Consider the following 22,206-nt stretch of genomic DNA (forward strand, 5'->3'; position numbering starts at 1 on the left):
GGCCGTCGGGGCCGGAGGATGCTCGACTCCGGCTGCGTCGGCACGTCAGGTCATGTATGCGACCAGTTGAACGACGAGGCATTCCACATCGTTGCCTGGACGCATGGCCGCTTCGAAGGAGGAACATGTGAGCCATTCGCGAATATTTGCCTCAGCGGCGGACTATGGGCAGAAAACCGCCTGGCGGCGTATCAGGCTGACAGGCGGGAGGAACGAGGTTCTGGTCGAGATGGAAGATCTCGCTCATGGCATGCGCTGCGTCGTCGAGCACGACGGGGAGCGTGTCACGGCGCTGCGGCCCGAGTTCCGCCGCATTCCGATGACAACCTGCGCGGGCGCCGGTGAGGCCCTGCAATCCGTCGTCGGCCTGCCCGTCGGGATCGATTTCTCGGCCTTCTTCGCCGACGGACGGGCACGTCAGAACTGCACGCACATGTTCGACCTTGCCTGGCTGGGCGCGGTCCATGCGGCACGTGGCGAGTGCGTGAGGGACTATCTCATGGAGATGCCCGACGACAGTGCCGAAGCCCGGCCAACGACCTTGCTCCGTGATGGTGAAGTGGCGCTGCAGTGGCGACTCGAGCATTCGACGATCCTCGAGCCTGAACCGTTTGCGGGGCGTCATTTGTTTCGTGGTTTCACCAGCTGGGCGGTACAGCATTTCGAGGGCGACGAGCTGGAGGCGCTGCTCGTGCTGCAGAAGGGCTGCTTCGTCGCCCAGTCGCGTCGTTACGAATTGCCGAGCGGCCCCCTCACCGCGGCCGAGCAGCAAAGGAACGCCGGCCTGTGCTACGGCTTCGATCCCGAGCGTATTGCAATTGCGGTTCGCCTGGACCGCACGCGACGCGACTTTGCCGATCATCCGGAGAAACTGTTGCAGTTCCTTTAGTACGGTCGCCGTCTGGTAAGCGCGGTGCCTTTGACTGCCCACCGTGGTGCGCCACGGCCCCCCTTCTTCCAGGAGACAGACCATGAGCCAAAGCGACAAAGAAGCCATCACCCACGTCATCAACCTCTACGCCTTCGCCATCGACACCCAGCGCTGGGAGTTGTTCGACCAGGTGTTCACCTCTGACATCCGTGCCGACTACAGCCCGAGCGCGCAGTGGACCGATCTCGACACCTTCAAGCGTGACTTCGCGGTCTATCACGACCCTTTCGACGGCACTCAGCACGTGATGACGAACCACTTGATCAACGTCGACGGCGACAAGGCCCAGGCGGTGACCTACGGTCACTGGCGCCTGATCCGCAGGGGCCTGGGCGGCGGCGACTTCTGGGAAGGCAACGGCTGGTACGACGACCAGTTGGTGAAGACCGCCGCCGGCTGGCGCATCAAGGAACGCACCTGCCGCATCATCTGGTGGGGCGGCAATCCGCAGGTCAACGAGACCGTGCCCGGGGTGAGGTTCGAGTTGCAGATTACCGCGCTGCGCCGTGAAGGCGATGCCGGCAAAGTGCCGCTGCTGGCGGCGATAACAACGACGAAGTAGGGAGACTCCTCGTGAGCATCAAGATCGTGATTCTCATCAAGAAGAAGCCCGGCATGAGCCGCGAGGACTTCATCCATCATTACGAGACCGTACACGCGGCGGAATTCGGCAAGAAGCTGCTGGGCCACCTGTTCGTGAAGTACGTGCGCAACTACCCGAAGGGGCTGGTGGATTATCAGCCCGAGCATCCCGGCTTCGACGGCAACTACGACGCCGTCACCGAGATCTGGGTGAAGGATGAAGCGGCACTCGCGGAGATGCAACGCATCATCAACCTGCCCGAGAACAACAAGCGCATCCTGGAAGATGAAGAGAAGTTCCAGGATCGGCAGCATACTCGGCTGCTCATCGTCGACGAGATCGACAACGGGACCACGGTGTAGTCCGGTAAGGCGTCCTGCCCAGCCTCGGCCGCATCGGGCAGGCTGTGCCTGACGAAAACCCGCGCGCGGGTGGCGGCGATCAGCCACGACCCGCGCGCGTGCATCCGTCTCTGCGGTGCCGGCTGAAAACCTCAAAGTTCGCTGTAGTTGGTCATCAGGCCGGCCGACCATGTGCCGTCCACCGCCAGTTCCGCCCCGCTGATATAGGAGGCCTCGTCGCTCGCCAGAAAGAGGCTGGCGTGCGCGACCTCGTCGGGTCGGCCTACGCGGCCGAAAGCGATGCCGAAGCTCTCGGCCATCTTGCCCAGGTCGATTGCGTTGCCGGGATTCAGCATCGGCGTGTCGATCGCGCCCGGATGCACGGTGTTGATGCGAATGCCAAGCGGTGCATATTCCAGGGCGACCGACTTGCTCATGCCGCGAACGGCCCACTTGCCGGCGTCGTAGGCGGCCATTCCCAAGGTGCCGCGCAGGCCGTTGACCGACGAGATATTGACGATCGCGCCGCGCTTGGCGGCCTGCATGCTCGGCAGCACGGCTTTCATGCCGAGGAAAGTGCCGACCAGGTTGATCGCCAGCAGACGCTCGAAGTCGGCCTTGCTTGTCGCCAGCAGCTTGCTGTAGTAGGTGATCGCGGCATTGTTCACCAGCACCCCGACGGGACCGAAACGCCCCTCGGCGGCCTCCACCACCGCGGCCCAGGAGCCTTCGTCGGCCACGTCGTGCCTGACGAAGAGCGCGGAGTCGCCGATGTCGCGTGCGACTTGCTGGCCCTCGGTCTCGTTCAGGTCGGTCAGTACGACCTTGGCGCCTTCGGCGGCGAAAAGCCGTGCTGTGGCCTCGCCCTGGCCGCGCGCGGCTCCCGTGATGACCGCAATCTTGTCCTGTAATCTACCCATGAGATCTCCTTAGTGATGAGCAGGCGAGGAAAGTGGTGGCACTGCATGCAGATGCTCCCGACGCCTTTGGGGATCCTAGGGCTTCATTCGGAAGCCCATGTGCCGCTAACGGAAGCCGGACGTGTCTCCGGACGTGTTCCTTGGGGCTTCAACGGGAAATCCGCCCTCGGGCGCTGATCTCACTATCCCATTTCGTGTGCGCTGTGCGCGTCGGTACGCCCCGAACTGATGACCAGTCCGCCGTGCGAGTACAGCGTCGTCTGCGGATGCAGGTGAACGAGGAGTTGTCCGAGGCTGCACCGCCCAGTCCGCTGCATGGCCGTGCTGCTAAGCTTGATACCGTTACACGGCAGTTCGGCCTGCGCCTCGGGAAGTTCTTGGCGTGCGGGATGCTGGACGCCTTCATACGGAGAAAGAGCCATGACGTTACGGGGTAAGGTGGCGGTGGTGCTGGGCGCCTCGGCCGTCGGCGGTACCGGCTGGGCAGTTGCAGAGGCCTTGGCGGCCGAAGGCGCCAAGGTGGTGGTGGCCGCGCGGCGACCCGAGCCGCTCGAGGTGCTCGCTAAGCAAATCGGCGGCACGGCAGTGGTCTGCGACGCAGGCAAGCCCGATCAGGTTGCCGCGCTCGCACGCGCTGCGACGGAGGCCTACGGCCCGATCGAAATCGCAATCAACTCCGCAGCGCGCCCGATCCTCGGAACCATCGCCGAGGCCGACCGGACGGCCCTGCAGCGCTCGCTCGACGTCAACTTCCTCGGCCAGGTCAGCTTCGTGCGCGAGATGGCCGCCGTGATGCGCGACGGCGGATCGATCGTGCTGTTCTCCAGCGCCAGCGCGGTGCAGCCGACGCTGCCCTTCTTTCCCTATGCCTGTGCGAAGGCTGCAACCGACTGTCTCGTGCGCTACGCCGCGCTCGAATACGCCCCGCGCGGCATCCGGGTCAACTCGATCCAGCCCGGCCCGATCAAGACCGAGATGGCGGCCGATCTCTTTGCGGCGCCTGGCGCCGAGGCCGCGTTCGCGCGCGAGATCCCGCTCGGGCGAGTCGGCCAGCCGGAGGACTACGCGCGCGTCGTGGTGGCGCTGGCCGGGCCGGGATACGTGACTGGCGTGAACCTGCCGGTGAGCGGCGGCATGCACCTCACGCGCCCACCTCGCCAGGACGAGCTGCCTGGCGCCGGGGCCGTCGAACGATCCGACCTACCCCGAGGCCGATGAGCATCAAGTTCTCGAACCTGCGGGTTTAACCGAAGACGAGCGGCTGATCGACGCCGCGAAGTTCAGCGAAGCGGTGGGCTTCGATGCGGTCGGCGTGTCCGGCCACCTGCTCATCTCCGAGACGATCGAGTCACGTTATCCGGGCTCGAAGGGGGGACGGCAAGCCCTTTTCACGATCGATTCGAGGTGGTCGTTCCCCGACCCTTGGGTCGCGCTTGTCACCGGCGGCCCCCCGCAGTCGAACTGAGGAAATTCTCGATGTCCCAACGCGAAGCCGTTTCGTTCTGCCGCATCTGCTCCGGCGGCTGCGGCATCCGGCTGATGATCGACGAGCATGAGCGCATCGTCGCCATGCGCGGCGACAAGGCCAACCCGCTGACGGCCGGCTATGCCTGCTTCAAGGGCCTGCAGGCCGCGGAAAGCCATCATGGTCCGGAACGCCTGCTGCATCCGCTGAAGCGGCAGCCCGACGGGTCGTATGCACGTATCGGCGTCGAACAGGCGCTGGACGAGATCGCCGGGAAGCTGCGCCTGCTGATCGAGCGCCACGGTCCCAAAGCGCTAGCGGTCTTCCTCGGCAATGGCGGCGTGTTCAATGTGCCGGCGTACCGCATTCATCACGCCTTCCTGGCCGCGCTCGGTTCGGACCAGTACTTCTCGACCCTGACGATCGACCAGTCTGCAAAGTACGTGTCCTTCGGGCGCCTCGGCGGCTGGGCCGCAGGCTACCCGGCGTTCGAGCGCATGGAGGTTGCAATGCTGTTCGGCGCCAACCCGCTGGTGGCGCATGCGTCGCTCGGTTTCATCCAGGTGGACCCGGTGCGGCGTCTGAAGCAGGCGCGCGAGCGCGGGCTGAAGCTGATCGTCATCGACCCGAGACACACCGAAACCGCGCACCATGCCGATCTCTTCCTGCAGCCCTACCCGGGGCAGGACGCGGCCATCGCCGGCGGCATCCTGCGCGAGATCCTGGCACAGGGGTGGGAGGACAAGGACTTCTGCGCTGCGCACGTCTGCGCCGAGGGCCTGGCGGCGCTGCGCCGCGCAGTCGATCCGCTCACGCCCGAAAGGGTGGAGCGCCGCGCCGGCCTCGCGCCGGGGCAGATCCGAGCGGCCGCAAAGCTCTTCGCGCACGATAGCAAGGTGGGCAGTGTCACCGTGGCCACCGGCCCGTCGATGGCCCCCTACTCCAACCTCGCGCAGCATCTGGCCGACTGCATCAACGTGATCTGCGGCCGCTTCCTGCGCGCTGGCGACGCGGTGCATCGTATCGATGCGCTGGCGCCGCGCGCACCGTTGTATGCCGAGGTGGTGCCACCGATGCGGGCCTGGGAGGCGGGCGGACCGAGCCGCATCCGCGGCGCGCGAACGCTGTATGGCGAGCGCCCGAGTGGCACCTTGAGCGATGAGATCCTGACGCCTGGCCCGGGTCAGATCCGTGCCCTGCTGATCGACGGTGGCGACCCGATGAGCTCCTTCCCCGATCAGCGCAAGACCGCCGCTGCTCTGCAGTCGCTCGACCTGCTGGTGGCGATCGATCCCTGGCCGACGCCGACCACGCGTCTTGCACACTACGTACTGCCGCCGCTGATGCAGTACGAGCGCGCGGACCTGCCGATGAACCTGACGGGCTATGCCTGCTGGCCGGGCGGGTGGGTTCAGTACACGCCACCGGTGCTTCGTCCGCCCGCGGGTGCGGAACTGGTCGAGGACTGGTATGTGTTCTGGTCAATCGCCAAGCGACTCGGCAAGGCCGTCGTCTACAACGGCACCACGCCGCTCGACATGACGACCCCACCCACGACCGACGCGCTGATCGAGATCCTGCTGAAGGATGCGCCGGTGTCGCTTGACGAGCTGAAACGCCACCCAAGTGGCATCGACGTGCCGATCGGCGGCCAAGTGGTGCAGCCGGCGCGGCCTGGAGCGGCTGGCCGGTTCGAGCTGATGCCCGACGACGTGGCCGAGGAGCTGACCCGCTTCCTGGCGATCGATCCGGTGCCCGGCCACTTCCGGCGCGATGGCAAGACCTACACTCACTTGCTGGCAACCCGGCGCATGCGCGACCTCTTCAACAGCAACGGCCGCTACCTCCGCACGGTGCGCAAGCGCACACCCTACAACCCCGCCTATATGCACCCGGAGGATCTCGCGGCGCGTGGCCTGGCAGTAGGCGATCGGATCGAACTCGTGTCCGCGGCCGGGCGGGCAGCCGCCATCGTGGGCGAAGACCGTAACGTCAAGCCCGGTGTCATCTCGATCGCACACGGCTGGGGTGGCTCGCCGGGAAACCACGATCCTGCAGGCGCGGGCACGGCGGTAAACGCGCTGATCGACAACGATCGGCATGTGGAGGCGATCAACGCCATGCCTCACATGAGCGCGGTGCCGGTCAACATCGTCCGTTTGCCTGGCGGGAAAGGAGAGATGGCAGAAGAAGGCCGATAGGCCGAACCGATCCGACGATCCCGAGCGTCGGCACCGCTGCATTGCGCTCCTGCAGCCGAGGGACAACAATGGAACAATACCGTGGGGAACAGCTATGGTGTCTCGACCCAAGTCCTTCACCGCAGGCGCGAAGGGCGCGGCCTCCGCCCGTGCCCGCGGAACGGTGGAGCGTGCGCTCAAGACCCTGAGCGCGGGCAACCGGACCTTGTTGCGTGCCGAAGACGAATCCGAGCTACTGCGCGCCATGTGCCGAGTCATCGTGGATGAAGGCGGCTACCGCATGGCATGCGTCGGTTATGCGCAATATGACGAGGAAAAAACTGTTCTCTTGCGAGCCCCCGCCTTCGAGGGACGGCAGGATCGGATAGAAGAGTCCCTTCGGAACGTGGCGGTGAGTTGGGGCGACGACGAGTTGGGGCACAGCGTGGCCGGTATCGCGATTCGAAGTGGCGAACCGTGTATTGGGCGCAACCTCCTGACCGACCCGAACCACGCGCCCTGGCGCGCCGAGGCAGTCCGCTTCGGCTATGCCGCGGCCAGCGCCTTCCCGCTAAGGGTCGACGGCGACGTGATCGGCGTGCTCGCCATCTGTGCCTCCGAGCCTGATGCCTTCGGTGCGGAAGAAGCCGAACTGCTCGCTGAGCTGGCGGACGATCTGGCGTATGGCATCGCCAATCTTCGCGCGCGGGCCCGGCATCGTGAGGCACAGGCCCTCATCGAGCGCATGGCCCGCTACGATTCATTGACCGGGCTGCTAAATCGGGAGTCTTTGCGCGAGCGTCTGAACGCGTCGATCGGGCCTGCGCGGCAGCAGCACCGCCCCCTTGCCTTGCTGCACCTCACGGTGGGTCGATACCAGGAGATCAGCGATACCCTCGGCTATCGCGAGGCAGACGAACTGCTCCACGCGATCGCCCAACGTCTCGGCGACCTCGTTCGGGAAGGCGAGATCCTGGCGCGGGTGGGAGAAGCCGATTTTGCGTTGCTGCTCCCCGGCAGCAGTGCCGAGCAGTCGAGCCTGACCGCGCAGGCCCTCGTTCATGCCCTCAACAAGCCCGTCCACCTGGCCGGACTACGGGTTGCGGCGCGACCGAGCGTGGGCGTGGCCCTCTTTCCCGGCCATGGCGCCGATCCGGACGCCTTGATCCGGCGAGCAAAGGTGGCGGCTTATGAAGCGCAGCGCGCACCGTCCGGCTACAGCTTCTACAACGGGAGCCTGGACGCCGAATTCGCGCGACGGCTCGCCCTGATGGGCGACCTTGCCCGAGCGATCGAGCACGACGAGTTGCTGCTCTACTGCCAGCCCAAGGTCCTCATCGCGTCGAGCGAGGTGTGTGGCGCGGAGGCGTTGATTCGTTGGAAGCACCCCCAGCACGGGATGCTTTCTACGGGAGAGTTCATCAAGTTTGCGGAGCACGCGGGGCTGATCGCGCCGCTCACCCATTGGGTGCTCGAAGCAGCCTTCCGTCAGAGCTACCGCTGGCGCGAGGCCGGGGGCGACGAGCCGCTTGCGATCAACCTTTCCGCCCAGGATCTGCGCGATTCCCTGCTTGTCGATCGGATCAAGGGGCTCTTCGCCACCTGGGGGCTCTCGCCGGAACGGATCCAGTTCGAGCTCACCGAAAGCGCGCTCATGGAGGATCCGGCCGGGGCGCTCGAGACGCTCAAAGGGCTCAAGGCCCTGGGCGTCGCCCTCTTCATCGACGACTACGGCACCGGCTATTCGAGCCTGAGCTACCTGCAGAAGCTGCCGGTGGACGCGATCAAGATCGACCAGTCCTTCGTCGCCGACATGCTGGCCAGCGACGACTCGGCCACCATCGTGCGCTCGACGATCGATCTTGGTCACAACCTCGGCCTCGAGGTCGTCGCCGAAGGGGTGGAGAATCAAGGAACTTGGGAGCGGCTGGCAAGCCTCGAATGTGACACGGCGCAGGGCTTCTTCATCGGCGAGCCCATGCCAGCGGAAGAGTTCAGCAGCTGGAGAGCGCAGTGGTGTTGCGCTCGTCCCGCTGACCCCCATTGATCCTCGCCATAGATACCTTTGGCCGACGCACTTCCGTGGTGAGCGGTATTTTCGCCCTGATGGCCCAGAAACGCGAGACCGTCAAGCGTTGCTCGCCGCCGGCGACCAAGCCCCGGTCGCAGTCTTGTCCGCGCTTGATGGAGTACAGACAAATAATTCATTCCACAACATATCGACGATTGCATCGAGCGGATCATAGGAGCCGAAGTCGAGCTCCTGGCACACCATATGGAATTCCATGCGGTGCAGCATTGTGAACAGACACACGATCTTCATGCGGGCCAACGGCCGTTGTTCCTCCGGCCAGCGGGAGACGAAATTGACCATCACCCGTTCCGCGATGCGAATGAAGTAATCGAGGTATTCCTGCCCGAAGCGAGGGTCGGAGGTACTGGCCTCATGGGTGATCTGTGACATGACTTTGTCAGTGATCCTTTGGGCAAGATCGTCCTCCAGCCACTTCCGGATGTCGGCGCGCGTGGGTGCGACGAGCTTGTCGAGAACCCGGAAACGTTCGGCGACCGCTGTTGACGACCGTCTTCCGAGCCCCGCTGCAATGTCCATCTTGTCGGAAAAATGGAGATAGAAGGTCGCACGGTTTGCTCCTGCACGCTTCATGATCTCGTCGATTGTCGCTGCGCGGAAACCGACCTCGCTGAAGACTTCGAAGGCCGCATCAAGCAACCGGTCGCGCGTGCGTTGTTTTTGCTCCTCCCGAATCGAGGGGCGACGCCCGCTGGTGTTGGGACGAGTATTGGGCAGCTCAGTAATCTGGTTCGTATTCATATGAAATATTTTCCTCTTTCGCTCCCGAGAGTCTGAGCCGAAATGTGTCCGTCGACGGAAGGTTAGACTAAACGCATGTTGTGTCAAGCGACGAACGTTTTGCTTTGAGGTGACTGTGGAAGACAGGAAGGCCGAACCGGGGCGAAGAGCGGCGCCGGCAAGGGCAATTTCATTGCGGAGGCGGACAAGCCGAGCGTCGCGGCCCTGCTAGATTCGAGTCATCCAAGCCGCGTCAGGCGGCCCTGCCCAGACACCGAACTAGTGGAGTGCCAGATGAACGACCAACAAGCCGCCCCCGGCACGGCGACACAACCCGACCGTGCTGCTGACACGAAGCTTGATGAGAGCCTGTGGGTGTGGGGGCGCAACGCAACCGAGCCTCGCCTGCTTCACACGATGGTCCGCGTGCGGGACCTCGAGAGATCGCTCCGGTTTTACTGTGACGGCCTCGGCATGCGCGTGCTCAGTCGTTTCGACAGCGAACAGGGGCGCTTCTCGCTCCGTTTCCTCTCTTTCACCGACTTCGCAAGTGGTCCGGCCATCGAGCTGACACACAACTGGGACCAGGCCGAAGATTACACGCACGGCAGCGGCTACGGCCATATCGCCATCGGCGTGCCGGATATTCATGCGGCCTGCAAGAAGCTGGAGGGAGCCGGCGGCATGGTAACGACCCCACCCAAGCACATGGTGCCGGGGGCGCCGGCGCTGGCCTTTGTGAAGGATCCGGATGGTTATCCGATCGAGTTGATCCAGACCCGTCACGGCTGAGCGAACGATGGCAGCCGAACGAGAACAGCAAGAGGATCTCCTGGGGGCGCTGCTGGCCGTGACCGGTCCGCGAGGGCTGCTGACTGGCGATGATGTGCTTGCACGCTCCTGTGATCCGTTGCGGACGATGCCCACGCTGGCCAAGGCAATCGTCCGTCCGGCTGATACGAAGGAGCTTGCGGCGGTGCTCGCTCTGTGCGCTGGCCGAGGACAAACCGTGGTGGTACATGGTGGCCGGACCGGGGTTTCAGGTGGCGCCTATACCGGCAACGGTGACATCGTCATCTCGCTGGAGCGCATGACCGCGATCGAGGACATCTGTGTCGCCAGTCAGACGGCGGTCGTGCAGGCAGGGGTCACGATCGAGGCGCTGCAGATGGCCGCCCAGGACCGGGGGCTGTTCTATCCGATCGACCTTGGTTCGAAGGGAACGGCCACGGTAGGCGGCACGATTGCGACAAACGCTGGGGGCAACCGGGTAATCCGCTGGGGCATGACGCGCCAGAACGTGCTCGGGGTCGAGGCCGTGCTGTCGGACGGTACGGTGGTGTCGAGCATGGGGCGCCTGCTCAAGAACAATACCGGCTATGACCTGAAGCACCTCTTCATCGGCTCGGAAGGCACGCTGGGCGTGGTGACCCGCGCCGTCGTGAAGCTCGTGCCACTGCCGACCAGCCACTCGGTCGCCTTTGTGTCGGTCGCGAGTTTCGACAACGTCATCGAACTGCTCGCGCGGGCCCGCCGTCTGCCGGTGCTGAGCGCCTTCGAGGTGATGTGGAGTGATTTCTACACTCTGATGGCATCCAGCTCATCCGAGCGCAGGCCGCTTGACCCCGGCCAACCCTACTACGTATTGATCGAGGGGCTCGGCTACAACGAAAGGCTCGACGAGGCGATGTTCAGCGACTTCCTCGAAGATGCCCTCGAGCGTGGACTCATCGTCGACGCGGTGGTGGCCACGTCGGAGCGCCAGCGCCAGGATCTGTGGCGGGTTCGCGAGGGGTCCGAGGTCATCGTGCGCGAGATGTCGCCGTTCCTGGCATTCGACGTCAGCATCGAGATTCCGCGCGTCGAGGATTATCTTGAGCAAGTTCGTACGGCCCTGCAAGCGCGCTTCCCTCAGGTGAGCTTCGTCACTTTCGGGCATCTGGGCGACAACAACATTCACATCGGCGTCACTATCGGCCCGGACACCAATCGTCTGGAGCGCGAGATCGAGCAGATCGTCTATGCGGCGTTGCCCGCGTTCGGCGGAGCGATCACCGCGGAGCATGGCATCGGACAGTTCAAGCGCAGCTATCTCGATCAGCAGAAGTCGGAAGGCGAAAAGGAGGCAATGCGCCGACTGCGTCAGGCAATGGATCCGGAGCGGTTGATCAATCGGAACGTCATGTTCTGAGTGAGGCCCAGGCAATGTTCGCCGGGGGGCAACAGTCGCTGCCGCATCGGGCAAGCGCTCCGTCGTGTTCCGCATATCTTTCTCTTCACTACATTCAGTCCGGAAATCCGCTCAAATGTCAGCGATCCAACTAAAGAAACCCGCCTTTCTCGGCACCGAAGAGCTCTCCGTCCTCGAGACGATGGTTGGCCGCTTCATCGATCGTCATGCAACGCCGGCGGACGTCGAGCGCTGGCGCGGCAATGGTTCGGTTGATCGCGATCTGTGGCTGAAGGCCGGCGAGGCCGGGCTGCTCGGTGTGAGCATTCCGGCCGAGTATGGTGGAGGCGGGGGCGACTTCCGGCATGAAGCCGTCCTGATGGAACAGCTCGGCCTGCGCGGGGTGCAGGGTTTTGCATTGCCGCTGCATAACGCCGTGGTCGCGCCCTACATCGTCAGCTACGGTACCGAGGAGCAGAAACGCAAGTGGCTGCCCAAGGTTGCCTCAGGCGAGACGGTGCTGGCCATTGCGATGACGGAGCCGGGTGCGGGTTCGGATCTGCAGGGCATGAAGACCTATGCGCGGCGCGAGGGCGACCAGTATGTGATCAACGGCCAGAAGACGTTCATCACCAATGGCCTGCATGCTTCGCTCGTGATCGTGGCGTGCAAGACCAGTCGTGACGAAGGTGCCAAGGGAATTTCGCTGATCGTCGTGGAAACCGACAAGGTCGAAGGCTTCGAGCGCGGCCGCCTGCTTCACAAACTCGGCCAGGAGGGCCGGGACACCACGGAATTGTTCTTCAACGAAATGCGCGTGCCGGCCGAGAATCTCCTGGGGGATGAGGAGGGGCGCGGATTCGCGCAATTGATGCAAAAGCTGCCCCAGGAACGCATGGTGATCGCCTGGCAGTGCATGGCGCAGATGGAGTACGCGCTCGATGTGACGATCGACTACGTCAAGCAGCGCAAGGCGTTCGGCAAGCGCATCCTCGATTTCCAGAACTCGCAGTTCAAGTTGGCCGAATGCAAGACCAAGGCGACGATCGCAAAGGTCTTCCTGCATCACTGCACCGAGCGCCTGCTCGAAGGCGAACTCGACACCAGCACGGCGTCGATGGCGAAATACTGGATCAGCGAAACGTGCTGCACGGTGATCGATGAATGCCTGCAGTTGCATGGCGGCTACGGTTACATGCTCGAGTATCCGATTGCCCAGATGTACAAGGATGCACGCGTCAACCGGATCTACGGCGGTGCGAACGAAATCATGAAGCTGCTGATCGCGCGCAGCCTTTGACCGGCCCGGCATCCATGACGACTACCGATCAGATCCTGTTGGACTCGGCTTCGAGGCTGTTCGCGGACTTGTGCACCGACGAGGCGCTGCACAGCGCCGAAAGGGGCGAGTGGCTGGCGTCGCACTGGCGGGCCATCGACGAACTCGGCCTGCCTCTGGCGCTGGTGGACGAGGCAGCCGGCGGATTCGGCGTCGATCCACTCGATGCACTGGGCCTGGTTCGCCTCGCGGGCAGTTTCGCGTTGCCGCTGCCGCTGGCCGACACCATGGCGGCGAATCGCCGCTTGGGCGAGGCCGGTTTCGAGATGCTTCCCGGCGTGGCGGTGCTCGCGTTCGCCGCGACCGGCGATTCGTTGACGCTGGACCGGCAACCCGATGGATGGCGCCTCCGGGGCTGTTGCTCCGCTGTCCCCTGGGGGCGGCACGCGGCACGGGTCGCCGTGCTGGCGCCGCACGGCGGACGTTTGCATCTTGTCGCCGTGCCCGCGGGTAGCTGGGTGAGTGAGGCCGGGACGAACCTCGCCGGCGCGCCGCGCGACCGCCTGGCCTTCGACGCCACGCTGCCGGCCGATGCTGCGCGGCCGGCTGTCCATGATCTCGACACCTACGCTGCGGACGAAGCGGCCATCCGTGCACTGACGATCGCTGGCGCCTTGGAGCGCGTGCTCGACATGACCGTGCAGTACGCCGGTGAGCGCGCGCAGTTCGGCAAACCCATCGGCAAGTTCCAGGTGATCCAGCAGAACCTCGCGGTGCTCGCAAGCCAGGCATGCGCCGCCGCCGCGGCAGCGGATCTCGCCGCCCATGCGCTCGCGGCCGGTGACAAGGTGTTGCCGATCGCAATCGCCAAGGCGCGCGCCGGCGAGGCTGCGAGCATTGCCTGCGGGCTCGCTCATCAGATTCACGGCGCCATCGGCTTCACCGCCGAGCATCGCTTGCACTACTTCACCAAGCTGCTTTGGTCTTGCCGCGACGAAGGCGGCGGTGAAGCGTACTGGAACCGTCTGGTTGGGCGACAGGTGGCGCGGACGGGCGCCGACGACCTGTGGTCCTTCCTCACCGCAATCTGAGGGATTTCATCAATGATGCCGAACTTCTCCTTCGAGGGGATTGAACGATCCGCGGCAGTCGAACCATTGCGCGCCGAGGTGCGCGACTTCATCGCCCAGGAAGGGCGGTCCTGGTCGGCGTTGCAGCGCGGTGAGTCATGGAGCGGTTTCGATGCCGGTTTCAGCCGCAAGCTCGGCGAGCGCGGCTGGATCGGCATGACCTGGCCGAAGCAGTATGGCGGTCACGAGCGTAGTGCGTTCGAGCGCTACGTCGTGCTGGAGGAACTCCTCGCTGCCGGCGCCCCGGTGGCGGCGCACTGGTTCGCCGACCGGCAGACCGGGCCGCTGCTGCTGAAGTTCGGCAGCGAAGCGCAGAAGTCTCAACTGCTGCCGCGCATGGCGCGCGGCGAGTGTTTCACCTGCATCGGCATGAGCGAACCGAACTCAGGCTCCGACCTTGCGGCGGTGCAGACCCGAGCGCAACCGATCGACGGTGGCTGGCGCGTGAATGGGACGAAGCTGTGGACGACCTATGCCCACTTAGCCCAATACATGGTGCTCTTCTGCCGCACCAGTGGCAGCCGTGAAGACCGGCAGGGCGGAACCAGCCAGTTGCTGGTCGACCTGACGACACCCGGCATCACCATCCGGCCGATCATCGACATGACGGGCCGTCATCATTTCAACGAAGTCGTCTTCCAGGACGTGTTCCTGCCGGCCGAGGCCTTGATCGGCAAGGAGGGGGGCGGATGGAGCCAGGTCACCAGCGAGTTGGCCTACGAACGTAGCGGGCCGGAGCGGTTCCTGTCTTCGTACCGGTTGCTGGTCGAACTGGTGCGGGTGCTGGGCGAAGCACCGGGTGAAGGCGCGGCGGTTGCGCTCGGTCGCCTCGCCAGTCACCTCGTGACGCTGCGGCGACTCTCCAAGAGCGTGACGGCCATGCTCGAGGATGGCCTGGATCCGCAGTTGCAGGCGTCCATCGTCAAGGATCTCGGTGCGGTCTTCGAGCAAGAACTGCCCGAGATCGCACGCGGACTCTTCGCCCTCGATCATGCCGGTCCGACCCTCGATCACGGTTTCTATGCGGTACTCGCGCAGTCCGTCATGAATGCGCCGTGCTATTCGTTGCGCGGAGGCACGCGCGAGATTCTGCGCGGGATCATCTCGCGCGGGCTCGGCTTGCGCTGAAGACAGATCCTTAGTTCATTGGAGACTTTCATGTCCGATAGGGCCCTGCAACTTGACCGCTTGCGCTCGGAGACCCGGGCCTGGCTCGAACAGAACATCCCTCCCCGCTGGCGGGAGCGGATGACCAATCCCACCACCGAAGAGTTCCTGGCGTTTCAACGTGAATGGATGAAGATCCTGGTGTCCGGCGGCCTCGCAACCTCGCACTGGGAGGCCGGGTGGCCGGGTGGCGGCCGTTCGCTCGAAGAGCAGATCGTCATCGTCGAGGAACTGGCGCGCGCCGATGCGCCACGGCTGATTCTTTACTTCATCTCGCTTTATCACGCGGCAATGACCTTGACCGAATGGGGCACGGAGGAGCAGAAGGCCAAGCATCTTCCGGCGATCCTGAACGGCGAGATCTGGTGTCAAGGATTCTCCGAGCCGAACGCCGGGTCGGACCTGGCGTCGCTCAAGACACGCGCCGTTCGCGACGGCGACCACTACGTCGTCGACGGCCAGAAGATCTGGTCCACCCTGGGTCAATATGCCGACTATTGCCTGCTGCTGGTGCGGACCGACACAAGCGTGCCCAAGCAGGCTGGCATCACCTTCCTGCTGATGGACATGCGCTCTCCTGGCGTGGAGGTGCGGCCGATCCGTCAGATCACCGGCGACGAGGAGTTCGCAGAAATCTTTCTGACCGGGGTGCGCATCCCGGTGGCCAACCGTCTCGGCGACGAGAACGCGGGTTGGCGCATCGCACAGACGACGCTCAACTCCGAGCGCGGACTCACCATCCTGGAACTGTCCGAGCGGCTTTCGCGGTCGCGCTGGCGCCTGCTGCAAGCGATGAACTGCGGTGACAACGGCATGGTCGAGGACGACCAGTTGCGTCGCGAGGCGGTCGATGTCTTCACCAAGATCGAGGCGCTCAGCGCACTCGTCAAGGAAATGATGGCCGAGCTCGTGGCGGGCCAGGACGTCGGCGGCTCGGCATCGATGATCAAGCTCTTCTATGCGCAGACCCTGCGCGAATACACGGCGCTCGGGCAGCGGGTTTCCCTTGCCGCCCAGGTTCACCATCCGTTCACGCTTGGCGGCGGTCATGAGACCGGCAACTGGTCGTTCGACTACATGAATTCCTTCATGTGGACGATCGCCGGCGGCAGTAACGAGATCCAGCGCAACATCATTTCCGAGCGTGTGCTTGGCATGCCGCGCGAGAAGTATGCGTAACGGCTTTCAGCTTTCAATTTAAAGGGGATTCGGCTTGGAAGATACGATCGAAGTTGACGAACTGCGCGACGCGGCAAAGCGAGTGCTGAGCAAGCATCTCGACCGTCTGGAGATCCTCACGACGCCGGCGTCCGTCCCCCAACTGAACGGCGCCCTCTGGAAGACGATCACCGAGCTTGGCTGGCTGGGCCTCTGCGTGCCCGAGGAGCACGGTGGTCTGGGGCAACCGTTCAGCGCGGTGGCGACGCTGTATCGGGAACTCGGTCGGTCCTTGTCGGGCGCGGCGTTCGCCAGCGCCGTCATCGGCCTCGACATGCTGGCCCAGGATGGCGCGGAAGCCGGGTCGGCTGCGGCGCTCGAGGCCGGTATCGCCGGCGAGGCGATCGCCGTCGCGACCTCGACCGGCACCGGCAACCTAGTGACCTCGATGCACGGCGCAAGCGTGGTGCTCAATGGCACGATCCGCTACGTGCTCGGCGCAGGCGATGCCACGCATTTGCTCGTGCCATGTGATAACGGCGACCTCGCGGTTGTGCTCATCGCGCTACCGAACCCGCAGGTGACCGTCACGCCGCGCGCTACGTGGGACATCACGCGGGGCGCGGTGTTCGACGTCGAAATCACCGCGCTGGACATCGGCCCCGAAAGCGTCGTACTGCGGGGCGCCAACGCAGAGAGAGCCTTGGTGCGTGCGGCTGCGCATTTCGACCTCGCCCTCGCCTGCGACGCCGTGGGTGGCGCCGAGCAGATCTTCGGCGAGACGCTTGCCTACATGGAGACGCGCAAGCAGTTCGGGCGGGCGATCGCCTCCTTCCAGGCGCTCAAGCACCGCTGCGCGGACCTCAGGACCTCGATGGAGGCAGCCCGTTCCCTCGTCGACGCGGCCTGCCTGTCCTTCGCGGCAGGGCAGGGGGAGTGGCGGGCGATGGCCGCGTCGAGCCGCCTCTTTGCCGGGGCCGTTTATCGCCAGGTGACCGAGGAAGCGGTGCAGTTGCACGGCGGCATCGGTTTCACCTGGGAGCAGTCGTGCCATCTCTTCCTCAAGCGCGCGCGCCTGAACGATGCACTGGGCGGCACCGCCGAGCAGCGCAAGGACGACGTAGCGGTGGCGATGCTCCAGGCCGCCTATCAGCGTGCCGGCTCGCTGCTCAGCCAACGTATCGGCGGGCAGTAGGCGCAACCGCGCATTCCGTTCCTCAGCATGGCTAGTCCCATTGCGGCACGGGACAACCGTTGCCGGGGGGCGCAGTCGATACTTGGCCTACCTAAACTCATCATGACGCGAACCATGACAATCAACAGTGCTGTAATCGTGGATGCCATCCGGACCCCCATGGGAAGAGGCAAGGCGGACGGGGGGCTGTCGGCGCTGCATCCGACCGATCTGCTGGGGCAGCTTTTCAAGGCGCTGATGTCGCGCAATGACCTCGACCCGGGCACGGTCGACGATGTGATCGTCGGCTGCGTCAGTCAAGTCGGCGAGCAGTCCGGCTCCCCGGGCCGCATCGCGTGGCTGGGCGCCGGGCTCCCGGAGCATGTGCCGGCGACGGTGGTCGATCGCCGTTGTGGTTCGAGCCAGCAGGCGGTCCACTTCGCCGCTCAGGGGATTGCGGCCGGCGCCTACGACATCGTCGTGGCCGGCGGGGTCGAGTCGATGAGCCGCGTGCCCATGTTTACCGCGCGCATCGGCAAGGATCCGCTGGGCGAGATGATGTATGCCCGCTATCCCGGCGGATTGATTTCCCAGGGTATTGCCGCGGAGCGCATTGCGGCGAAGTGGGGGGCGTCGCGGGAAGCGCTCGACGCGTTCTCGGTGGAATCCCATCGGCGTGCGGCGGCGGCGCGCGACAGCGGTGCCTTCAGTGCGGAAATCGTGCCGGTGAGCCGGGCCGGTGCGGGCCTCCTGAGCGCCGATGAGACCATCCGCGACACCACGACGCAGGAGCGGCTGGCCGGGTTGGAGCCGTCCTTCATCAATGAAGAGATGAAGGCGCGTTACCCGGAGATCAACTGGAGCGTCACCGCGGGCAACTCTTCGCAGCTTGCCGATGGCGCCTCTGCGTTGCTGCTGATGAGCGAACAGACCGCCAATCGCCTGGGGCTGAAGCCGCGGGCACGCTTCGTCGCGTTCGACGTGATCGGCGACGATCCTATCATGATGCTCACTGCGCCGATTCCTTCAACCCGCCGCGTACTCGCGAAAGCCGGGCTGAAGATTGGCGACATCGACCACTTCGAAGTCAATGAGGCGTTCGCCAGCGTGCCACTCGCCTGGCTGCGCGAGTTCGGCGCCGATCCGGCGAAGCTCAATCCCCGCGGCGGCGCGATTGCGCTGGGGCATCCACTCGGCGCTTCCGGTGGCCGGCTGATGACCACCATGCTGCACGCGCTGGAGCAGACCGGCGGCCGCTACGGCCTGCAGACCATGTGCGAGGCCGGCGGACTGGCCAACGCCACCATCATCGAACGACTCTAAGGAAGGCGAGTTACATGAATATCCAGGGAATGTCTGCCGTCGTCACCGGCGGCGCATCGGGGCTCGGACGCGCGACGGCCGAGAAGCTGTTGTCGCAAGGTGCGAAAGTGGTGATCGCCGACCTGCCGGCGTCCGATGGCGCGGCCGTGGCCGACCAGCTCGGCCCCGACTGCCGATTCGTGGCGGCCGATGTCACCGACGAAGCGCAGATGCTGAAGGTCTTCGAGGCCGCCTCCGAGCTGGGGCCGCTGCGCGCGACCGTGCATTGCGCCGGCCGCGGTGGCCCGCTGCGGGTAGTAGACAAGAACGGCGTTCCGGGTTCGCTCGAACACTATGAGACCATCATCCGCATCAACCTGATCGGCAGCTTCAACGTGCTGCGCCTCGCCGCGGCGGAGATGGCGAAGACCGACGAAGTCGACGGCGAACGCGGCGTGATCGTGCTGACTGCCTCGGTGGCCGCGTTCGAGGGGCAGATCGGGCAGATCCCCTACGCCTCTGCGAAGGCGGGCATCGTCGGCATGACCATCGTTGCGGCGCGCGACCTGGCCGGGCGCAAGATCCGCGTGTGCACGATTGCCCCGGGGACCTTCGATACGCCCATTCTCGCGCGCGTCGCGCCGGAGGTACGGGATGGCTTGGCCAAGGCGGTGCCGCACCCCTCGCGTCTGGGCCAACCTTCCGAGTTTGCCATGCTGGCCGCTCACATCATCGAAAACCCGATGATGAACGGCGAGACCATCCGCCTGGATGGTGCAATCCGCATGCCGCCGCGCTGAGGGGGGGACATGTCCGAAGTCATTCTGGAGGTTGTGGACGGCGTCGCCATGATCACGATCAATCGTCCGGAAGCCCGCAATGCCGTGAACGCGGCGGTGGCGCTCGCAATCGCCGACGCGGCGGACCAGATCGATCGACGCAGCGACATCCAGGTCGGGATCCTGACCGGCGCAGGGGGGATCTTCTCCGCCGGCATGGACCTGAAGGCGTTTCTGCGCGGGGAGAACGTCAAGCCCTACGGGCGCGGTTTTGCCGGGCTGACCAATGCGACCATCCGCAAGCCGCTGATCGCCGCAGTCGAAGGCTCGGCGCTCGCCGGCGGTTTCGAGATGGCACTGGCCTGCGACCTGATTGTCGCCTCCGATGTGTCTACGTTCGGCCTGCCTGAAGTCAAGCGCGGCCTGGTGGCCAATGCCGGCGGCCTGGTGCGGCTTCCCCGGCAACTGCCCTACCGGGTTGCGCTGGAACTGGTGCTGACCGGTGTGCCGATCTCGGCGCAGGCGCTGCTGGCGCATGGGCTGATCAACCGGATCGCGCCCGCGGGGCAGGTGCTGGCCGTTGCCCGGGAGCTGGCTGCGAGCATCGCGGCGAACGGCCCGATGGCAGTGGCGGTGAGCAAGCGGGTGATACAGGAATCGCAGGACTGGTCGAGCACAGAGCTGTTCGATCGCCAGAACGAATACACCCTGCCCGTGTTCAAGTCGGCCGATGCGAAGGAGGGCGCGACTGCGTTCGCCGAGAAGCGCAAGCCGGTGTGGACGGGCGCCTGAGGCTTCCCTCATGAAACGGAACAAACGATGACAGATATTCTGCTGCGCAGCGTAGACGAAGAGGGGATCGTGACGCTGACCTTGAACCGGCCCGAGCAGCGCAACCCGGTCTCGGATCCGGAGATGATCGACGCGCTGTGCGATGCGATCGAGGCCGCTGATGCCGACCTGTCGGCACGTGTCGTGATCTTGACGGGTGCCGGCTCGGCGTTTTCGACCGGCGGCAATATTCACTCGATGAAACCGGGCGGCGGACTGGTGGACGCCAGTCCGATCCGCACCCGTCAGAACTACCGGCGTGGCATCCAGCGGCTACCGCTGCTGTTCGAACAAATCGAGATCCCGGTGATCGCGGCGGTCAACGGTCCGGCAGTCGGGGCGGGCTGTGATCTTGCGTGCATGTGCGACATCCGGATCGCCGGCGAAAGCGCGCGATTTGCGGAGAGTTTCGTCAAGCTCGGCATCGTGCCGGGCGATGGCGGGGCATGGCTGCTGCCACGCGTGGTCGGTTTCTCGAAAGCCTGTGAATTGGCGTTCACCGGCGACCTGATCGATGCGCGCGAAGCCTTGGCCTGCGGGCTGGTGTCGCGCGTCGTGGAGGATTCCGGGCTGATCGACGCGGCGCAGGCGGTCGCGCGCCGCATCGCCGCCAATCCCGGCTACGCGGTACGCATGACGAAGCGCTTGATGCGCGAGGGGCGCACGGCCAGCCTGTCGACCATCCTCGAGTGTTCCGCCGCCGCGCAGGCTCTGTCGCACACCACCGCGGAGCATGCTGCCGCGGTCAATGCCTTCCTGGCCAAACGTCCGGCCTAGGTTCTCCGAACTTAGGGCGGCGCGCTTGCGCACATTTTTGGAGTCCATATCCCCATGACCCGTCAGAGCCTTTCCTCGCCACTCGAGATACGCAAGCTCACGATTCCCAATCGCATCGTGATGTCGCCGATGACCCGGGGTTTCTGCCCGGGCGGGGCACCGACTGCGGACGTCGCCGACTACTACGCGCGTCGTGCGGCCGGGGGCTGTGGCCTCATCATCACCGAAGCGGTGGGCATCGATCACCCGTCTGCCCTGGGAGATGCCGGACTTGGTGAAGACAATATCCCGGTACTGCATGGCGATGCGACCATCGCGGGCTGGCGGCGAGTCGTGGAGGCGGTGCATGCCGCCGGCGGCCATATCGTGCCGCAATTGTGGCATCAGGGGGCGCTGCGGCTGCCCGGTACCGGCCCCCACCCGGAAGCGCCGGTTCTGAGCCCGTCCGGGTTGTGGGGACCGCTCGATCGCATGACATCGTTCACCGGCGACAAGATTCCCGCGGACCCGCACATCGGTGAGCCGATGACCGAGGCGCAGGTCGAAGAGGTCATCGAGGCCTATGTCCGCTCTGCCCGCAATGCGCTGCTTGCGGGCTTCGACGGCATTGCGATTCACGGTGCGCATGGGTATCTGATCGACACCTTCCTGTGGGCCGAGACCAACCAACGGCAGGACAGGTGGGGGGGCGACCGCTCGCAACGCACGGCCTTCGCGGTGGAGATCGTGCGCCGGATCCGGCGCGAAATAGGCCCCGACCTTCCGATCTTCTTTCGCTTCTCGGATTGGAAGCAGCAGGATTTCCGTGCGCAGCTCGCCACCTGCCCGGAGGAGCTGGAGCAGGTGTTGTGTCCGCTGGCGGAGGCCGGCGTGGATGTTTTCGACGCCAGTGTGCGCTACTTCGACAAACCGGCTTACGCCGGCTCGGATCTCAACCTGGCGGGGTGGGCGAAGAAGGTGACCGGCAAGTTCTCAATGGCGGTCGGCGGGGTGGGAATCAACAAGGGAATGTTCGATGGCAACAAGGGGGTCGCCGCCGTCGACAACGTCGACCGGGTGGTTCAACGCCTGGTTTCGGGCGAGTTCGATCTGGTTGCGGTCGGCCGTGCAGTGCTAGGCGATGCGGAATGGGCGCGGAAGGCGATCGCCGGCGAGAACGCGCTGCCGTTCGACCCGGGTGCCCTGAACCAACTCGCCTGACCCGTTT

Annotated in this window: 20 protein-coding genes; 18 read left to right on the top strand and 2 right to left on the bottom strand. The window is 64.9% G+C overall.

The genetic code is table 11. From position 1 onward, the window contains the following. The first annotated feature begins 229 nt into the window (after positions 1-229). The 3 genes from AC3A35_RS04360 to AC3A35_RS04370 all read left to right on the top strand — a co-directional run bounded on the left by AC3A35_RS04360 (position 230) and on the right by AC3A35_RS04370 (position 1,876). A complete protein-coding gene (locus tag AC3A35_RS04360; protein ID WP_487434656.1) occupies positions 230-889 on the top strand; it encodes a DUF2889 domain-containing protein in 660 nt (219 codons plus the stop codon). 82 nt (positions 890-971) lie between these two features. Then, positions 972-1,493: a nuclear transport factor 2 family protein gene (locus AC3A35_RS04365; protein WP_487434657.1), complete on the top strand. Its 522-nt coding sequence runs from the start codon at positions 972-974 to the stop codon at positions 1,491-1,493. An 11-nt stretch (positions 1,494-1,504) separates the two neighbouring features. Beyond that, a complete protein-coding gene (locus AC3A35_RS04370) occupies positions 1,505-1,876 on the top strand; it encodes an EthD domain-containing protein (RefSeq protein ID WP_487434658.1) in 372 nt (123 codons plus the stop codon). A 131-nt stretch (positions 1,877-2,007) separates the two neighbouring features. On the opposite strand, the gene AC3A35_RS04375 is transcribed toward AC3A35_RS04370, so the two are convergent. Beyond that, a complete protein-coding gene (locus tag AC3A35_RS04375) occupies positions 2,008-2,775 on the bottom strand; it encodes a glucose 1-dehydrogenase (RefSeq protein WP_487434659.1) in 768 nt (255 codons plus the stop codon). A 420-nt stretch (positions 2,776-3,195) separates the two neighbouring features. Here AC3A35_RS04375 and AC3A35_RS04380 point away from each other — a divergent pair, with 420 nt between their 5' ends. The 3 genes from AC3A35_RS04380 to AC3A35_RS04390 all read left to right on the top strand — a co-directional run bounded on the left by AC3A35_RS04380 (position 3,196) and on the right by AC3A35_RS04390 (position 8,467). Beyond that, positions 3,196-3,993 (top strand): SDR family NAD(P)-dependent oxidoreductase, encoded by a 798-nt coding sequence (locus AC3A35_RS04380; RefSeq protein WP_487434660.1) that lies wholly within the window; start codon positions 3,196-3,198, stop codon positions 3,991-3,993. A 258-nt stretch (positions 3,994-4,251) separates the two neighbouring features. Further along, positions 4,252-6,441, top strand: coding sequence for a molybdopterin-containing oxidoreductase family protein (locus tag AC3A35_RS04385; protein WP_487434661.1), 2,190 nt, complete (start codon positions 4,252-4,254; stop codon positions 6,439-6,441). 205 nt (positions 6,442-6,646) lie between these two features. After that, a complete protein-coding gene (locus tag AC3A35_RS04390; protein WP_487434662.1) occupies positions 6,647-8,467 on the top strand; it encodes a putative bifunctional diguanylate cyclase/phosphodiesterase in 1,821 nt (606 codons plus the stop codon). 81 nt (positions 8,468-8,548) lie between these two features. On the opposite strand, the gene AC3A35_RS04395 is transcribed toward AC3A35_RS04390, so the two are convergent. Next, positions 8,549-9,253, bottom strand: coding sequence for a TetR/AcrR family transcriptional regulator (locus tag AC3A35_RS04395; protein ID WP_487434663.1), 705 nt, complete (start codon positions 9,251-9,253; stop codon positions 8,549-8,551). 273 nt (positions 9,254-9,526) lie between these two features. Between AC3A35_RS04395 and gloA the strand changes: the two genes are divergently transcribed. The 12 genes from gloA (at position 9,527) to AC3A35_RS04455 (ending at position 22,199) form a co-directional block, all read left to right on the top strand. Next, a complete protein-coding gene (gene gloA / locus AC3A35_RS04400; RefSeq protein WP_487434664.1) occupies positions 9,527-10,024 on the top strand; it encodes a lactoylglutathione lyase in 498 nt (165 codons plus the stop codon). 7 nt (positions 10,025-10,031) lie between these two features. Continuing rightward, complete coding sequence (locus tag AC3A35_RS04405; protein ID WP_487434665.1) at positions 10,032-11,423, top strand: FAD-binding oxidoreductase; 1,392 nt, start codon at positions 10,032-10,034, stop codon at positions 11,421-11,423. A 115-nt stretch (positions 11,424-11,538) separates the two neighbouring features. Next, on the top strand, positions 11,539-12,702 hold the full coding sequence (locus AC3A35_RS04410) for an acyl-CoA dehydrogenase family protein (RefSeq protein ID WP_487434666.1): 1,164 nt from the start codon (positions 11,539-11,541) through the stop codon (positions 12,700-12,702). Next, positions 12,699-13,772, top strand: a complete 1,074-nt coding sequence (locus AC3A35_RS04415; RefSeq protein WP_487434667.1) for an acyl-CoA dehydrogenase family protein — start codon at positions 12,699-12,701, stop codon at positions 13,770-13,772. The genes AC3A35_RS04410 and AC3A35_RS04415 overlap by 4 nt, the downstream gene beginning before the upstream one ends. A 12-nt stretch (positions 13,773-13,784) precedes the next feature. Further along, positions 13,785-14,939: an acyl-CoA dehydrogenase family protein gene (locus AC3A35_RS04420; RefSeq protein WP_487434668.1), complete on the top strand. Its 1,155-nt coding sequence runs from the start codon at positions 13,785-13,787 to the stop codon at positions 14,937-14,939. A gap of 30 nt (positions 14,940-14,969) precedes the next feature. After that, positions 14,970-16,157, top strand: a complete 1,188-nt coding sequence (locus AC3A35_RS04425; protein ID WP_487434669.1) for an acyl-CoA dehydrogenase family protein — start codon at positions 14,970-14,972, stop codon at positions 16,155-16,157. 34 nt (positions 16,158-16,191) lie between these two features. Continuing rightward, a complete protein-coding gene (locus tag AC3A35_RS04430) occupies positions 16,192-17,331 on the top strand; it encodes an acyl-CoA dehydrogenase family protein (protein WP_487434670.1) in 1,140 nt (379 codons plus the stop codon). A gap of 114 nt (positions 17,332-17,445) precedes the next feature. Further along, positions 17,446-18,633 carry a thiolase family protein gene (locus tag AC3A35_RS04435; RefSeq protein WP_487434671.1) on the top strand — a complete coding sequence of 396 codons (1,188 nt, stop codon included), beginning with the start codon at positions 17,446-17,448 and terminating at the stop codon, positions 18,631-18,633. 14 nt (positions 18,634-18,647) lie between these two features. Then, positions 18,648-19,412: an SDR family NAD(P)-dependent oxidoreductase gene (locus AC3A35_RS04440; RefSeq protein ID WP_487434672.1), complete on the top strand. Its 765-nt coding sequence runs from the start codon at positions 18,648-18,650 to the stop codon at positions 19,410-19,412. Positions 19,413-19,421: 9 nt separating this feature from the next. Then, positions 19,422-20,183 carry a crotonase/enoyl-CoA hydratase family protein gene (locus AC3A35_RS04445; protein WP_487434673.1) on the top strand — a complete coding sequence of 254 codons (762 nt, stop codon included), beginning with the start codon at positions 19,422-19,424 and terminating at the stop codon, positions 20,181-20,183. A gap of 27 nt (positions 20,184-20,210) precedes the next feature. After that, entirely contained in the window at positions 20,211-20,999 is a 789-nt protein-coding gene (locus AC3A35_RS04450; RefSeq protein WP_487434674.1) for a crotonase/enoyl-CoA hydratase family protein, read from the top strand. 54 nt (positions 21,000-21,053) lie between these two features. Next, positions 21,054-22,199 (top strand): NADH:flavin oxidoreductase, encoded by a 1,146-nt coding sequence (locus AC3A35_RS04455; RefSeq protein WP_487434675.1) that lies wholly within the window; start codon positions 21,054-21,056, stop codon positions 22,197-22,199. Positions 22,200-22,206 lie beyond the last annotated feature (7 nt).

It is taken from the genome of Azoarcus sp. Soil_N_20, from assembly GCF_057656155.1.

What these genes read in the sequence shown, in the direction of transcription:
- AC3A35_RS04445 (WP_487434673.1), top strand. Translation starts at nt 19,422, where the DNA reads ATGTCCGAAGTCATTCTGGAGGTTGTGGACGGCGTCGCCATGATCACG.
- AC3A35_RS04435 (WP_487434671.1), top strand. Translation starts at nt 17,446, where the DNA reads ATGACAATCAACAGTGCTGTAATCGTGGATGCCATCCGGACCCCCATG.
- AC3A35_RS04405 (WP_487434665.1), top strand. Translation starts at nt 10,032, where the DNA reads ATGGCAGCCGAACGAGAACAGCAAGAGGATCTCCTGGGGGCGCTGCTG.
- gloA (WP_487434664.1), top strand. Translation starts at nt 9,527, where the DNA reads ATGAACGACCAACAAGCCGCCCCCGGCACGGCGACACAACCCGACCGT.
- AC3A35_RS04395 (WP_487434663.1), bottom strand. Translation starts at nt 9,253, where the DNA reads ATGAATACGAACCAGATTACTGAGCTGCCCAATACTCGTCCCAACACC.
- AC3A35_RS04420 (WP_487434668.1), top strand. Translation starts at nt 13,785, where the DNA reads ATGATGCCGAACTTCTCCTTCGAGGGGATTGAACGATCCGCGGCAGTC.
- AC3A35_RS04385 (WP_487434661.1), top strand. Translation starts at nt 4,252, where the DNA reads ATGTCCCAACGCGAAGCCGTTTCGTTCTGCCGCATCTGCTCCGGCGGC.
- AC3A35_RS04410 (WP_487434666.1), top strand. Translation starts at nt 11,539, where the DNA reads ATGTCAGCGATCCAACTAAAGAAACCCGCCTTTCTCGGCACCGAAGAG.
- AC3A35_RS04375 (WP_487434659.1), bottom strand. Translation starts at nt 2,775, where the DNA reads ATGGGTAGATTACAGGACAAGATTGCGGTCATCACGGGAGCCGCGCGC.
- AC3A35_RS04365 (WP_487434657.1), top strand. Translation starts at nt 972, where the DNA reads ATGAGCCAAAGCGACAAAGAAGCCATCACCCACGTCATCAACCTCTAC.
- AC3A35_RS04360 (WP_487434656.1), top strand. Translation starts at nt 230, where the DNA reads ATGGAAGATCTCGCTCATGGCATGCGCTGCGTCGTCGAGCACGACGGG.
- AC3A35_RS04450 (WP_487434674.1), top strand. Translation starts at nt 20,211, where the DNA reads ATGACAGATATTCTGCTGCGCAGCGTAGACGAAGAGGGGATCGTGACG.
- AC3A35_RS04380 (WP_487434660.1), top strand. Translation starts at nt 3,196, where the DNA reads ATGACGTTACGGGGTAAGGTGGCGGTGGTGCTGGGCGCCTCGGCCGTC.
- AC3A35_RS04440 (WP_487434672.1), top strand. Translation starts at nt 18,648, where the DNA reads ATGAATATCCAGGGAATGTCTGCCGTCGTCACCGGCGGCGCATCGGGG.
- AC3A35_RS04455 (WP_487434675.1), top strand. Translation starts at nt 21,054, where the DNA reads ATGACCCGTCAGAGCCTTTCCTCGCCACTCGAGATACGCAAGCTCACG.
- AC3A35_RS04425 (WP_487434669.1), top strand. Translation starts at nt 14,970, where the DNA reads ATGTCCGATAGGGCCCTGCAACTTGACCGCTTGCGCTCGGAGACCCGG.